We start from the raw sequence: 14,233 nt of genomic DNA on the forward strand, positions 1-14,233 counted from the left end.
ATCTCTCATCTAGGGTACGAGGAAAACGGAGGACATGATTGGCCGGTATGGAAAAATGATCTATACCATTTTTCTCAATTACTTTTTCGATAAAGCTCCACAATTTGTTTCAATCGAAGAACCGGGGCAGGAGATCGCTGCCCCGGTTCTATTTCATTATTTAACCTTCACGAGCTGCCACTGCTGATTCAGATTGCCCCGGTACAGATTTTGTTGGATGAGGGCAGAGTTGGCGGTAGAGGAATTGGCGACTTCGACTGCTTTGTTGCTGTTAACATTGATGATGCTCCAGTAACCGTTGCTTAATTTGATCAGCCGGAACTGCTGCGCCGTATTGTTGAAATCGGACATCAGCTGAATGGCCTCTCCGTTGTTTTTAGTGCCATTGCGGACATCCATGACTTTTCCGTCCGACGAGCTGACGCTTGCGAGCTTGTAATAATTGTTATATGTGCCTTGATCCGTAATAACCCACTGCTGAGCGGCTGCACCATTATCCGTATATTGCTGAAGCTGCAGCGCGTTTGTGTTTTGTCCGCCGGGCACCTCAAGCGCTTTGCCGGAAGCCCGGTTCAACAGTTTGTAAGTCGAACCGGATTGCAGCCCGTTCCAAATCCCGTTCCATGGATGCCATTGCGCCCGCTCGTAGTACCATTCGAAAATGAATCGGGCCATGCCGTCTCTCGCCGTATTGCCGTCGTATTTCAACCCCGCGGTTGGATCCGCGAACGAGCTTCTGGCTCCGGGTTCAAGCAGGAAGCCATTCATATGAACGGCCATGCTGACATTGCCGGCAGCGGTGAAAATCGCTTTCGTATTTTTGCCGAAGCCCTCGTTGGAACCGTTAAACAGCTCCCAATAGGAAGAGTCTCCCGGCTGCGTTTTAAACCAGGTGGTCTCGGTAATATTGATCGGGTAGCTGTTGGCGCAAGGCTTGATGGTATCATCCCAAATTTGCTGCAAAGCGGTATAGTCGTCGTGGGCGCCATACCCCGGATACCAGTGCACCGCATAGCCGTAATTGTTAAGCGGATCCGTCAGCGGGTAGGAGGCGCAAAGCTGATAATACTGATCCCAGCCAAGCCCTGCCGCCCAAATGACGTTATCCGCTCCGTTATTGCGAATGGTGGAAATCATCGAATTCTGGAAATTCTTAAGCGAATTCCAGTAAGCAACAAAGTCGCTTTGAGCGGGGTTGCCTCCCCACGCACCGTTGGCATAAGCCTGAACGGGCTCATTAATGAGCTCGAACATGACGTTATCCGCACTCTTGATCGCCGGCTGGGAGGATAGATAACCCCAGATTTGATTGAACTTGTCCAGATTGGCTTGCGTTGTAGCCTGGTTATTAAGGATAGTGAAATCAAGACCAAGCGTAACGTAGACTCCTTTAGTCTTGGCATAATTGATGTACGGAATGATCACGTCTTGGGTAACCGATTGCAGCCCTGCGAAATTATAGGTGCCGGCGGCAACGTCCCCCATATCTTCGCGGTCGATAAACAGGCGGACCTGATTCATATACCAACCGTGATTATTGCCGTATTTATTTGAGGTATCCGTAAACGTATCGGTAATGTCCTTCAAATAAGCGAGAACCGCGGCATGTCTATTTCCGCCGTATTGATTCAGATAGTAACTGCTGTCCTGGTAGGTCCAGTAGGACCCGGTAGGCTGATGCCAACCGCTTAGAACGACCGGCTGCCCGCTGCTGTTTACCAGCTGATTGCCGCTGACATGAAGCTTTGATGTGGTCATTCCGGACCATGCTCTGACGGGATGACTGTTCAATAATAATGGCGTTAGCATGAGGGCTAACAAAGTGAACAGTTTTAAAAGCCGGCTTGATTTGATGCTGTTCATTAATAACCAACTCCTTTGTTTTTTGTTTATTGGAAAGCGCTTCCGCAAACGAGTGTACTACTAGGGGAAAGCTACTGAACACCTGTCTTATTATGGGGGTTAACCTGATAAATGATATAATTAAAGAAAAAGTAAACAACGGGTAACGACATAAAAAGATGCGTATTGTATTATCGGGTTCCAACCAAGATAATGAATATCATACGACTCGTCGCAGCTGCGCCCGAGTGAAAAGGGGTAATCCTGTTGCGGATGCCAAAACCAAGGACAAACAAGGTAAAGCTAATGCTGACGGCACTGATTCTTCTATCAGCCTTATCTGCATGCAAGAAAGATAGCCATATAACGCCACCGGAAGAGAGTCGCGGGCCGGCTCCCGTTACGTATACGGATCCTTCACTAAGCCGTTTCGATTCACCGATTGAGCTTTCCTTTGTCCGCGAAGTCGGTGAAGGATTAGAAGACTTAATTGCGAGCTTGCCGGGAGAAACGCTGGAGGATAACCGTTGGACAAGGCTTGACGAGGAAGTTCTGGGAATCAAAATTAAGTATGATTGGACGGCTAAAGGGGATTTATACAGTCAAAAGTTCGGCGCATCCATTGCTTCCGGCAACATTCCGGACGTTATTCAGGTAAATGCACAGCAGCTTAGAGAGCTCAGCAATGCGGGGCTAATCGAAGATTTGACGGAAGTGTATGACAAATTTGCTTCCCCGTTAACGCAAAAAGTACTTAGCGAGGAAGGCGACGGCCCCTTTGAGACGGCTACGATAGACGGCAAGCTGATGGGCATTCCGCAGACCAGCTCCTCGATTGAAGATGCCGATGTATTATGGATCCGAACGGATTGGCTTAAGGAGCTGGGACTGGCACCGCCAAAAAGCATGAACGATTTATTGGCAATTTCGAAAGCGTTTACAGAGGAAGATCCCGATCGAAACGGCCAGAACGATACCTATGGCCTTGCTGCGACCAAGTATTTGGGGGATCCGGTCATGGGGCTTGTAGATCTTATGGCCGGTTATGATGCTTTTCCGAATATATGGCTCAAGGATAAGCAAGGAAAGCTTGTGTACGGAGGTATCCAGCCGGAAGTCAAAACGGCATTACAGGTTATCCAGGGGATATATAGTCAAGGACAGCTTGACCCCGAATTCGCCTTGAAAGACGGTGAGAAGGCTGGCGATCTCATTAAGGCAGGAAAAATCGGCATGATCTATGGGGAGCAGTGGGCCTCGTTTCTCGTTCAATCAAGCCGCGATCATGATCCGCAAGCAGACTGGCAGGCTTTTCCCATTGTTTCAGCTACGGGACAAGCGCCTAAGGTACCGCTTAAATTCAACACGAACACTTTCTTCGCCGTTAGAAAGGGCTATGAGCATCCCGAGGCTATCGTTAAGCTGTTTAATCTGCATCTGGAGAAGAACTGGGGTGAGACGGCGGAATACGAGAAGTATTATAACAACACATACGCGGTGTGGCAGCTATCACCGGTTACTCCATCTCCGACAAGAAAGAACCTGGAGGCTTACAAGCAGATTGAAGAGGCTCGAAAGTCGGGTAATTTCGCGAAGCTGAAAGACGAAGCGGTATACATCAAGAAGAGAATGGACGATTATTTGTCTGGAGATGTTGGCGAATCCGGGTGGGGCTGGTATAAAACCTATGGCCCAACGGGCGCTTTTTCGATCATTAATCAGTACGAACAAAACAATCAGCTGCTGTACGAGAGCTTTGTTGGCGCTCCTACGGATACCATGATTGACAAGCAGCAAATTCTTAGCGATCTGCAAAACGAAACCTACATGAATATTATTTTGGGCAGACCAATCGATGACTTCGACCAATTCGTAAAGGACTGGTACAAGCTGGGCGGCGACAAAATAACAGCTGAGGTCAATCAGTGGTATGAACAACGGAGGTAATCACTTGTTAAGACTGCCCGCTAATTCATGGCGCAATGCCTTATTTGTCCGGCTAATTATAACGAATTTGGTTGTTATCCTGCCTATTATTCTACTAGGTGTATATCTGTATAACTGGAGTTATGCAAATGCAAGCAACGAAATATCGAAAAATACGGCTGCCCAGCTTTCCTATTATCTAGAAGACTTGGATCATCAGATTGAATGGCTGGAGATTCAGCAATACGATATTTTGCAGGACAATGATTTGAATAAATTGGCGGTAACCTGGAATTTGATGGACAACGCGGATAAGAAGGCAAACATCGATTATTTGCTTCACCGCTTTACCTCTATTAAGAACAGCAGTGTATATATTAAGGACATATCGGTTCATATACGCACCATTGAGAAGACCATCTCTTCAAGCAACGGAGTTGACGATTTCAATCGGCTTAGCTTCGATTTTTTCCGCAATGAGGTCGACAAGAAGGAAGAGCGCTTGATTCGGTACAATGACGCCCTTCACTTAAGCGCGGCTAAGTACGGAGGCAAGGAAGGCGAGCCTATTTATATCGTCCAGATTGAGCTGGATATGGAAAAGCTGAGAGAGTCTTTGCAGCAAATCAGCGTCTATCCCGAAAGCGGTTCCTTTCTCATTTCAAACCGTACAGGGTATACGTTGGCCAGCAACGCGGACACCTCCGAGGTTTTGCGCAGTTATGTGTTTGAGGCTCTCCAAACGAAGGAGAACACCCTGGTTACGCGCATTGACAGCAAAAACTACCATTTGGACAAAGCATATTCCGAGCCGCTTGGATTATCCGTCGTAACTTATCTGCCAGAATCGGTGGTAAAGAAGCCTCTGAACGGATTTAACAACTGGGCGTGGGTGTTTGCGCTGACCTCTTGCTGCGCTATTGTTATTTATGCTTTTTCTACCTACAAGTTTGTTCATAAGCCTTTGCTGCTGCTGGTACAGAGCTTCAGAAAGATGGAAGGAGGTGCACTCGACATTCACATTGACCATGAGAAGAAGGATGAATTCGGCTATTTGTATAACCGGTTCAACCAGATGATTAGTAAGCTGCAGACGTTGATCGATCAGGATTTCAAACAAACGATGATGATGCAAAAGGCAGAGCTGAAGCAGCTTCAATCCCAGATTAAACCGCATTTTTTGTACAACAGCTTTTTTATTCTGAACTCATTGGCAAAAACCGGCGATTTGGAGCGGGTAGAGCTTTTTACGAATATGCTTGGCGAATATTATCGTTTTATTACCCGGAACGGGGAGGACAACGTCCTGCTGGCCGAAGAAGCCCGGCACTCCAGAATGTATACCGAAATTCAGAAGCTCCGGTTCTCCAGAAGAATCAAGGTTGAGTTTGATGAGCTGCCCAAGGATATGGAGCGAATCCGCGTGCCAAGGCTGATTATTCAGCCCATAATCGAGAATGCCTATGAACATAGCCTGGAGAAAATGACCAATGAAGGTTTGCTCCGCGTTTCCTTCGGCATGGATCAAGAGGAAGCAAGAGTTATTGTTGAGAATAACGGCGATCATCCCCTGGGCGATGAAAGGCTTGAAATGCTGCAGGCGAGATTGGACAGCAAAGGCGAATCCGGCGAAATGACCGGCATGATCAACATTCATCGGCGAATTATGCTGACCTATGGGGAAGGCAGCGGTCTTTATTTGTCCAGAAGCGAGCTCAATGGCATGAAGGTGGAAATCAGAATCAAGCTTGAGGGGGCTGGTGGGCTTGTATAGATTATTGATTGTGGATGACGAAGACATTATTACCGACTCGCTGTACGAGGTGTTCCATCGGCTGATGCCGGAGAAGCTCGATGTATGCAAAGCCTACTCTGCCAAGGAAGCTTTGCAGTGGATGGCGCGGACAAGGATCGATATCGTGCTCACCGATATCAGCATGCCCGGCATGAGCGGTTTAGAGCTCTCCGAGGAAATTCAAGCGTTCTGGCCAAGAAGCAAAGTTATTTTCCTGACAGGCTTCAGCGAGTTTGACTATGCCTACAAGGCTATTCAGATGCCAAAGGTTCGTTACCTGCTGAAGACGGAGGGCTATGAAAAGGTTACGGCAACCGTACGGGAAGTCATGGAGGAAATCGAATACGAGAATCAAATGGGCAAAATGCTGGAGCAATCCCGCGAGCAGCTATTTGCGATTGAACAGGCGGCACAAGGCGATTACATTCGTCATCTGCTTCAGGAAAGCAGTGGGCAAGGCTTATGCGAGGAGAGACTAAGAGATGAATTCGATAAAATGAACATCGGGCTTGATCCCGGTGCTCCAATCCTTCTTGTACGGGGGCATTTAACGTATCCGGAGCATGCTTCTTACATCGAGAGAAGCGGGATGGTTACAAAGGCAAGGATCGTGTGCAATTCCTATTTGTCCGAAAAAACGAGGCATATCGGCATCATAGACAAACAAGGCGATCTTTTATGGCTGCTGCAGCCCTATGAGGACGAGGAACAGAAATTTAATAATCATCTGGTTCGCTATCTGGAAGGTACTTTGGAGTTGATTCAGGAAACCTGCCTTCAATCGCTTGGCCTGCCTTTGGCCTTTACGCTCAGCGGGAATTTCTGCAATTGGGATGAGATGAATCGGCAATACGAACGGCTCCGTCAGCTTCAGCTCATGAAGATCGGCGGAACAGGCATGGCCATTATTGTAACGGATCGCGGGGAACGGCTGGAAGATCGGCGCGAGCAGCAAACCAAGGAAGAAGGACAGGTTTCTTCGAAAGCAGAAATGCTTGCCGGGTTTCTTGAAGCAGGCAAAGCGGAGAAATTCATGGAAACGTTCGAAGAATTAAGCATGGTCATGCTGCATGAAAACAGTACGGTCAATCGGAAAATGGAAATCTATTATTCCATCGCGCTTACTCTGTTCACGTATATTAACCGGAATGGGCTTTGCGGAGAGATTAGCGATTATTGCAAGCTGATGCGCCTGGAGGAGCATTCCTCCATGCAAGAGGCTGTTCAATACTTAAAGCAGATAACCGAAGAGCTGGTTCAGGTTAAAAGCCTGGAGAGCAAAGAAAATGCAGCCAGCGTAATCGGAAAAATCTGCGAGTATATCAATGACCATTTAAGCGAGGATTTGTCGCTTGTCCGATTGGCGGAGCTTAACTATTTCAATCCTTCTTATTTATCCCGGTTTTTCAAACAGGAATGCGGCGTCAATTTATCGGAATACATTGACACTTGCAGGGTAAGAAAAGCGAAGGAGCTGTTGAAGGAGGACGAACTTAAGGTGCGGGAAGTCGCCGTCAAAGTCGGGTATGAAGCGGCTCATTCCTTTACTAGGTTTTTCAAAAAGGCTACCGGCATGACGCCGCAGGAATATCGGGATGCCCTAGCTCCGGCTTAAGGGGGTTTTTATGAAACGGCATATCCTAAGGATGGCTTTGCAGCTTGGTTTCCTTACGGCAGTTCTAGCTTTATTAATAACATCTCATTATTCGAATCGGGAGGAATTATCCATGGAAGAATTACAGGTTAAGCTTGCGAGTGCGGTTGGCAAAATCCCGTCTCAAGGAAATCCGCTTGTATCCCATAAGTTTGGAGCGGACCCTTACGCCCTTGTCTTTGACGGACGGGTTTATCTTTACATGACGAATGACGTCCTGGAATACGGCGAGGACGGAAGCGTCAAGGATAATACGTACGGCAATATTAACAAGATTGGTGTTATCTCCTCAGCGGATTTGGTGAATTGGACCGATCATGGAGTCATTACGGTTGCAGGTCCTGAAGGAGCAGCCAAATGGGCAACGCAATCCTGGGCTCCCGCGATTGCTCATAAAGTGATCAACGGACAAGATAAATTTTTCCTCTACTTCGCCAACAATGCCAGCGGGATTGGCGTGCTGGAGGGCGATAGCCCGATCGGGCCTTGGAAAGATCCCATCGGAAAAGCGCTTATCTTAAGATCGACGCCCGGCGTGGAGAAAGTGACCTGGTTATTCGATCCGGCGGTTCTTGTCGATGATGACGGCAAGGCGTATATTTACTTTGGAGGCGGCGTGCCGGAAGGAAAGGATGAATGGCCGGATACGGCCCGGGTGATGGAGCTGGGCGAGGATATGGTCAGCGTTGTAGGCGAAGCTCAGGTTATTCCCGCGCCGTTTATGTTCGAAGATGCGGGGATTAACAAGCATAACGGCATTTATTATTTCACTTATTGTTCCAACTTTTATAATGGCGAGCGTCCGGAAGGCAGTCCCCCGGCAGGCGAGATTGCGTATATGACTAGCGATAGCCCGATGGGACCGTGGACATACCGCGGTACGATTCTGAAAAATCCCGGGCATTTCTTTGGAGTAGGCGGCAATAACCATCATGCTATGTTCGAATTTAAGGATGCTTGGTATATGGCTTATCATGCCCAGACTTTATCCAAGGCAATGGGGGTTCCGAAGGGGTATCGTTCCACTCATCTAAATGAAGTTAAGTTCCAGGATGCCGACCAGTCCATTCAAGAGATTACGGCGAATTACGAAGGAGTTCCCCAAATTCAAGTTTTTCAGCCTTATGAGCGCGTAGAAGCGGCAACGATGGGATGGAACGCGGGAATCGCAACGGAGGCTTCTTCCGACGGCAGCATGTCCGTCACGGATATTGACAGCGGAGATTGGATCGCTTTATCGAAGGTTGATTTCGGCAGCGAAGGCGCTCGTACATTTGCCGCGGTTGTATCGGGGGCGGGCTCTGCCGCTGTTATCGAGCTGCGGCTGGATGCCGCGGACGGCAAGCTGATCGGAACCTTACAGATCCAGCCTACGGGGGCGGAAGGCGTAGAATATCAAACCAAAGTAACGGGCGCGGAAGGTACGCATGACCTGTATCTGGTGTTCAAAGGCAAGCAAGGCAGCAAGCTGTTCAAGCTGCATAGCTGGCAGTTCAGCCGGTAAGCAGGGTATTGTGAAGGGAGATCGCGGCGGGAATGGCCGCGGTCTTTTTTTAAAGCAGCTATGTTATACATCGGCCAGATATCTATAACTTGACGGGTAAGAGAACCGTAATCCGGCAGGTTGTTAGAGCTTACGGCATAGAGCTAAACTTTCCTTGTTCACTATTACCATAAGAGGTGAAGAAGTTACGGCAATATTCAACGAAGCGGGAGGGGACTATGTCCATCATGGATCAACTGCCCGAGCAGCTGTTGAAGCAGGTGACGGGAGAATTGCTTTTTAGCGTGAAGACCGATCTGTTGTTCGATGGCTGCTTTGGGGAGCAATGGCTGGCGGTGACAGACCAGGACATCAGGGTTTGGCAGAAGGACGGTTCGCCGGCATTAAAATTTGAAATAAGCGAGTTGAAAGCCGCGCGAGCTGTCGGAGCGGTAGGGGGAGGCATGCTGTTAGCAGACACCTATGACGCTCCCGTTGTTATAGCGCGCTATACGGCAGCTTTGACGCCGGTATTCAATTTTGCGGCAAAGCTGATCAGCGCGCTGGCGAAGAGCGAAGAGCTGCCGGTATTGTCGGAGCGGGATATTCCGAAGCATTGTCCAACCTGCGGCAATCCGCTTCATGAGGGCACGAAGGTTTGCCAGCTTTGCATGAACAGCGGCAAAGCAGCCGCCAGAATGCTCCGCTACGCCAAGCCGTATAAAGGACATCTGGCAGCAGCGGCCTGTATGCTTATACTGACCACGTTCGTGGAGCTGATTCCGCCTTATTTGACAAAAGTCATTATCGACGATGTGCTTCAGGCTCAGAATAAGGGTTCAATCTTATTGTTTCTTATTCTAGGCTTGGGAGCGACAACCTTGATGCTGTCGGTCATGCAGACGGTAAGGGGGTATATCGGTGTCTGGGTAGGCTCCAAGCTGATGGGAGATCTGCGCAAAGATATATACGGTGCGTTAATGCGCCTTTCCATCTCTTTCTTCGACCGCCGGCAAACTTCCCAGTTTATCGGCCGCGTAAACAGCGACTCGGAATCGATGCGGCAGTTCATGACGGACGGGGTTATTTTCGTGTGCGGGGAATCGCTGCGAATAGTCGCGATATTCGTTATTATGCTGAGCTTGGACTGGAAGCTTTCGCTGTTCGCTCTGCTTCCAGTACCGGTTATGATCGCGGTGTCGATGACGATCTGGCCAAAGATTGGACGACGCTGGTATCAACAATGGCGCTCAATCTTCCGTTTGAATACGCTTGTCGGCGACTCGCTGCAGGGCATCCGCGTCGTGAAAGCATTCGGCAGGGAACGGGAGGAGATGGGCCGTTACGCAAGCGCCAATGTCGAAGTCGTTCGGAACAACATCCGGATGGAGGGGCTATGGCAGTTCATGTTCCCGGCTTTTAATTTAATTGCAGGAATAGGGACGCTGCTTATCTGGTATAACGGCGGCAATAAAGTGCTGCATGACGACATGCAGCTTGGCGTTCTCATGGCTCTCGTTGCTTACCTCGGCATGTTGTTTGGACCTTTGCAATGGGTCAGTCAAATGATCAACTGGGCAAGCAATGCGATGGCCGCCGCCCACCGGGTATTCGAGATCATGGATACGCCGTCGGAGGTTCCGGAGGCTAGTCGGCCGGCAGCAATCGGCACCATTCAAGGTATCGTTAGATTCGATAGGGTCACCTATGGTTACGAAAAGCATCACCCCGTGCTGAAAGACGTCAATCTCCAAGTGAAGCAGGGCGAAATGATTGGTCTAGTTGGGCATTCCGGGGCTGGCAAGTCGACGTTTATTAATCTGATCTGCCGGTTCTATGATACGGATGAAGGAGATATTTATATCGACGGTATCCCGATCCGGCAGATCAGCCAATCCGATTTGCGGAAGCAGATCGGCGTCGTCCTTCAGGAAACGTTTCTGTTCGACGGCTCCATTGCCGATAATATTGCCTATTCGAAGCCGGATGCGTCGCCGGAGGAGATTATGCGTGCGGCTAAAATTGCCAACGCGCATGAGTTTATTGTCCGTCTGCCGGATGGATACGACACGCGCGTGGGGGAACGGGGACATAAGCTTTCCGGCGGCGAGAAGCAGCGTGTAGCGATAGCGAGGGCCATTATCCATGACCCGCGTATTCTGATTCTGGACGAAGCGACGGCATCCGTTGATACGGAAACGGAAAAACAAATCCAGGATGCGATTTCCAGGCTCATCCAAGGGCGAACAACCTTTGCCATCGCCCACCGGCTTTCTACTCTCCGCAATGCGGACCGGCTGGTCGTATTGGATCATGGCACAATCGTTGAGGTCGGCACCCATGAAGAGCTTCTTGGAAAGGAAAAAGGGTTTTACCGCAAGCTTGTGGATGCGCAGAAAGAGCTGTCCCAAATTAAGGGGGTTGAAGGCTGATGGCAGACGTTTATGATATCCGGCTGTTCAAGCCGGAAGAGATTTACTTCAGCCGGGGCAATGGCGGCGTTCTGCAAGGCGTAGTGGACGGTAAACCGTACGAAGAGCTGGTTATTTATCGAACCTTTCCTTTCCGTTATGCCTCCGAATATATTTCGGTAAGAACCGCTGGCGGGGAGGAGCTTGGCGTTATCCGCAATATTGCGGAATTGTCTGCCGAATGCGCAGCCGAACTGGATAAGGAGCTTCAATTCCGTTATTTTCTTCCTAAGGTACAACATATCGCCAGCGTGAAGTTTAAATCGGATTTGTGGGTATGGGAAGTTATGACCCATCTGGGAGAAACACGGCTGACGATGAGAAATTTGCATGAGCATCTTCAATTTCCGGGAGGCAGCCGGATCGTTCTGACAGACATGAACGGCAAACGCTGTGAAATTACCGATTGGAAAAGTCTTGACGCGCACAGCAGGCGACAGCTTAAAGATGTCCTATAGGCATCGAATAAGATTTAAGGACGAGAGGGGACCTTTAAATGAACGGCACCGTTATAACGAACCCCGTTATTTGGGCGGATGTGCCCGATATCGATATCATTCGCGTAGACAATGTCTTTTATATGATTAGCACCAGCATGCATTCGATGCCGGGCTGTCCGATTATGAAATCGGTTAATCTAAAGGATTGGGAGATTGTGAGTTACGTCTTCGACAGGATCGAAGACAATGCCGCCCATAATTTGTCCGATGGCAAAGGAATATACGGCAAAGGGGCCTGGGCATCCAGCCTTCGCTACCATAACGGAATCTATTACGTCTGTTTCTCCTGCAACGATACGCAGCAATTCTATATTTACCGGACCGAGGATATCGAGAACGGGCCGTGGAAGCGCTCCGTAATCAAGGGGCTTCTGCACGATCCTGCGCTGCTCTTTGATGAGGAACGGGTCTTTGTGTTCAGCGGCAATGGGGACATCTTTATAACCGAATTAACTTCCGACGCCACTGCAATCAAGCCGGACGGAATCCGGCAGCTGCTGCTTGAAGGGGAACGGGACGGAATCGGCCTGCGCATGGAAGGCTGTCATGCTTACAAGTTGAATGGCTATTATTATTTGTTTTTCATCGATTGGCCAAGAACGGGACATGGCCGCCGCAGAGAGCTGTGCTACCGCTCGAAGGAGCTGCTCGGGCCATATGAGTATAAGGTCATGCTGGACGATGATCTCGGCTACCGCAACAAGGGCGTTGCTCAAGGCGGGATTGTAGATTCGCCGTCAGGGGAATGGTTCGCCTTCCTCTTTCAGGATCATGACGCGGTCGGGCGCATTCCTTGCATCCTGCCGATGACTTGGCGGGACGGCTGGCCGGTGATTGGCGAGGATGGCTCAAACGCGCCGGTCTCCTTCGAAGCTAACCTGCCAGAATCGGCTGCCAAATCACTTGTTATCACCGATGAATTCAATTACGCAACAAACAAGCTGGCCTTAAATTGGCAGTGGAATCATAATCCGGACCATTCGCGTTGGTCGGTAACGGCAAGACCGGGTTATTTGCGGTTAGAGACAAGCCAATTGGCCGACAACGTCCTGCTTGCCCGAAATACGTTAACGCAAAGAACGGAAGGTCCGGCTTGCAGCGGACGAACGGTGATGGATTTGTCCCATATGAAGGTTGGAGATCACGCCGGTCTGGTTGCCCTGCAGGGCCAGTATGGCACGGTTGGCGTTCAGGCGGAAAACGGCGGGGAGCGCTTTGTCGTCATGGGGATGAACCGCGGTGACGGCGGGATGGAAACGTTGGAGAAGCAGCCCTATGGGGGCGGCGTCATTCATCTCAAAATCGACTTCGATTTCCGCGACAGCATCGATCTTGCTAATTTCTATTACTCGGCGGACGGGGAGGAATGGACTTCCATCGGACGGCCTTTGCAAATGAAATATACGCTGGATCATTTCATGGGGTACCGGATCGGCTTGTTTAATTATGCAACAGAGCAGTCCGGAGGTTATGTCGATTTTGATTATTTCCGTTTTGCCACATTCCGTTAGAAGAAAGAGGGGTTTTCAAAGATGAATGATGCACCGATGAAGCGAAGCGGGCAGTCGCTAGCCGAAGCTTTTCAGAATGATTTCCTGATTGGAGCGGCCGTCAACCACCGTACGATTGTAAGTCAAAGCGGGCTGCTGAAGCAGCATTACAACAGCTTAACCGCCGAGAATGAGATGAAATTCGAAAGCCTTCATCCGGAGGAGCATCTGTATACCTTCGATCGGGCAGACCGGATTGCAGGCTTTGCCCGCGAGAATGGCATGAAGCTTAGAGGCCATACGCTTATTTGGCATAATCAGACGCCAGACTGGGTATTTGAGGACGGCAATGGCGGAATGGCAGGAAGAGAAATGCTGCTTGCCCGCATGAAGTCCCACATGGACACGGTTGTGAAGAGATATAAGGATGCCGTTTACTGTTGGGATGTCGTTAACGAAGCGGTGACGGATGATGGCGAAGAGAGTTTGCGCCCTTCCAAATGGCTGCATGGCATCGGAGAGGATTATATCGAGCAGGCATTCCGGTTCGCGCACGAGGCGGATCCTGAGGCGCTTCTATTCTATAACGACTACAATGAATGCAATCCCGGCAAAAGAGAGAAGATCTTTTCCCTGGTGAAATCGTTGCTTGATAACGGCACTCCCGTTCATGGCATTGGTCTTCAGGCACACTGGAATCTGTACGACCCGTCTTTGGATCTTATCAGGGAAGCCATCGAGCGTTACGCATCCCTTGGATTAAAGCTTCAGGTCACGGAGATGGACGTATCCGTCTTCGCTTTTGATGACCGACGTACCGATCTAACAGCGCCAACGGCTGAAATGATGCGGCTTCAGGAACAGAGATACAAGCAATTTTTCGAACTGTTCCGGGAATATAAGGAGGTACTGACGGGCGTAACCTTCTGGGGGGCGGCGGATGATTATACCTGGCTGGATCATTTTCCCGTGAGAGGGAGAAAGAACTGGCCGCTGCTATTCGATACGGAGCAGCGCCCCAAAGCAGCAATTAAGGGGATAATTGGTATGTAGTGCAAAGGGGGAAGACGAG

The 14,233-nt window shown here is 49.6% G+C and carries 9 protein-coding genes; 8 read left to right on the forward strand and 1 reads right to left on the reverse strand.

Going from position 1 to position 14,233, the window contains the following annotated elements; translation table 11 throughout:
* Positions 1-156 precede the first annotated feature (156 nt).
* A complete protein-coding gene (locus WFK81_RS27960) occupies positions 157-1,863 on the reverse strand; it encodes an RICIN domain-containing protein (RefSeq protein ID WP_336790404.1) in 1,707 nt (568 codons plus the stop codon).
* 252 nt (positions 1,864-2,115) lie between these two features.
* Between WFK81_RS27960 and WFK81_RS27965 the strand changes: the two genes are divergently transcribed.
* The 8 genes from WFK81_RS27965 (at position 2,116) to WFK81_RS28000 (ending at position 14,214) form a co-directional block, all read left to right on the forward strand.
* Positions 2,116-3,789: an extracellular solute-binding protein gene (locus WFK81_RS27965; RefSeq protein WP_336790405.1), complete on the forward strand. Its 1,674-nt coding sequence runs from the start codon at positions 2,116-2,118 to the stop codon at positions 3,787-3,789.
* A 4-nt stretch (positions 3,790-3,793) separates the two neighbouring features.
* Positions 3,794-5,542, forward strand: a complete 1,749-nt coding sequence (locus WFK81_RS27970) for a sensor histidine kinase (RefSeq protein WP_336790407.1) — start codon at positions 3,794-3,796, stop codon at positions 5,540-5,542.
* Positions 5,535-7,178: a response regulator transcription factor gene (locus WFK81_RS27975; protein ID WP_336790409.1), complete on the forward strand. Its 1,644-nt coding sequence runs from the start codon at positions 5,535-5,537 to the stop codon at positions 7,176-7,178. The genes WFK81_RS27970 and WFK81_RS27975 overlap by 8 nt, the downstream gene beginning before the upstream one ends.
* A gap of 112 nt (positions 7,179-7,290) precedes the next feature.
* A complete protein-coding gene (locus tag WFK81_RS27980) occupies positions 7,291-8,721 on the forward strand; it encodes a glycoside hydrolase family 43 protein (protein ID WP_336790411.1) in 1,431 nt (476 codons plus the stop codon).
* Between the two features lie 218 nt (positions 8,722-8,939).
* Positions 8,940-11,132, forward strand: a complete 2,193-nt coding sequence (locus tag WFK81_RS27985; protein ID WP_336790413.1) for an ABC transporter ATP-binding protein — start codon at positions 8,940-8,942, stop codon at positions 11,130-11,132.
* Complete coding sequence (locus WFK81_RS27990; protein ID WP_336790415.1) at positions 11,132-11,629, forward strand: DUF1854 domain-containing protein; 498 nt, start codon at positions 11,132-11,134, stop codon at positions 11,627-11,629. Before WFK81_RS27985 ends, WFK81_RS27990 begins: the two co-directional genes overlap by 1 nt.
* Positions 11,630-11,667: 38 nt before the next feature.
* Positions 11,668-13,182 (forward strand): glycoside hydrolase family 43 protein, encoded by a 1,515-nt coding sequence (locus WFK81_RS27995; RefSeq protein ID WP_336790417.1) that lies wholly within the window; start codon positions 11,668-11,670, stop codon positions 13,180-13,182.
* 21 nt (positions 13,183-13,203) lie between these two features.
* A complete protein-coding gene (locus tag WFK81_RS28000) occupies positions 13,204-14,214 on the forward strand; it encodes an endo-1,4-beta-xylanase (RefSeq protein ID WP_336790419.1) in 1,011 nt (336 codons plus the stop codon).
* Positions 14,215-14,233: the final 19 nt, after the last annotated feature.

The sequence above is a fragment of the Paenibacillus sp. MMO-177 genome, from assembly GCF_037147795.1.
Taxonomy (GTDB): domain Bacteria; phylum Bacillota; class Bacilli; order Paenibacillales; family Paenibacillaceae; genus Pristimantibacillus.

Excerpts from the sequence above, each read along its gene's own strand:
- WFK81_RS27990 (WP_336790415.1), top strand. The coding sequence starts at position 11,132 with ATGGCAGACGTTTATGATATCCGGCTGTTCAAGCCGGAAGAGATTTAC.
- WFK81_RS28000 (WP_336790419.1), top strand. The coding sequence starts at position 13,204 with ATGAATGATGCACCGATGAAGCGAAGCGGGCAGTCGCTAGCCGAAGCT.
- WFK81_RS27980 (WP_336790411.1), top strand. The coding sequence starts at position 7,291 with ATGGAAGAATTACAGGTTAAGCTTGCGAGTGCGGTTGGCAAAATCCCG.
- WFK81_RS27995 (WP_336790417.1), top strand. The coding sequence starts at position 11,668 with ATGAACGGCACCGTTATAACGAACCCCGTTATTTGGGCGGATGTGCCC.
- WFK81_RS27965 (WP_336790405.1), top strand. The coding sequence starts at position 2,116 with ATGCCAAAACCAAGGACAAACAAGGTAAAGCTAATGCTGACGGCACTG.
- WFK81_RS27985 (WP_336790413.1), top strand. The coding sequence starts at position 8,940 with ATGTCCATCATGGATCAACTGCCCGAGCAGCTGTTGAAGCAGGTGACG.
- WFK81_RS27960 (WP_336790404.1), bottom strand. The coding sequence starts at position 1,863 with ATGAACAGCATCAAATCAAGCCGGCTTTTAAAACTGTTCACTTTGTTA.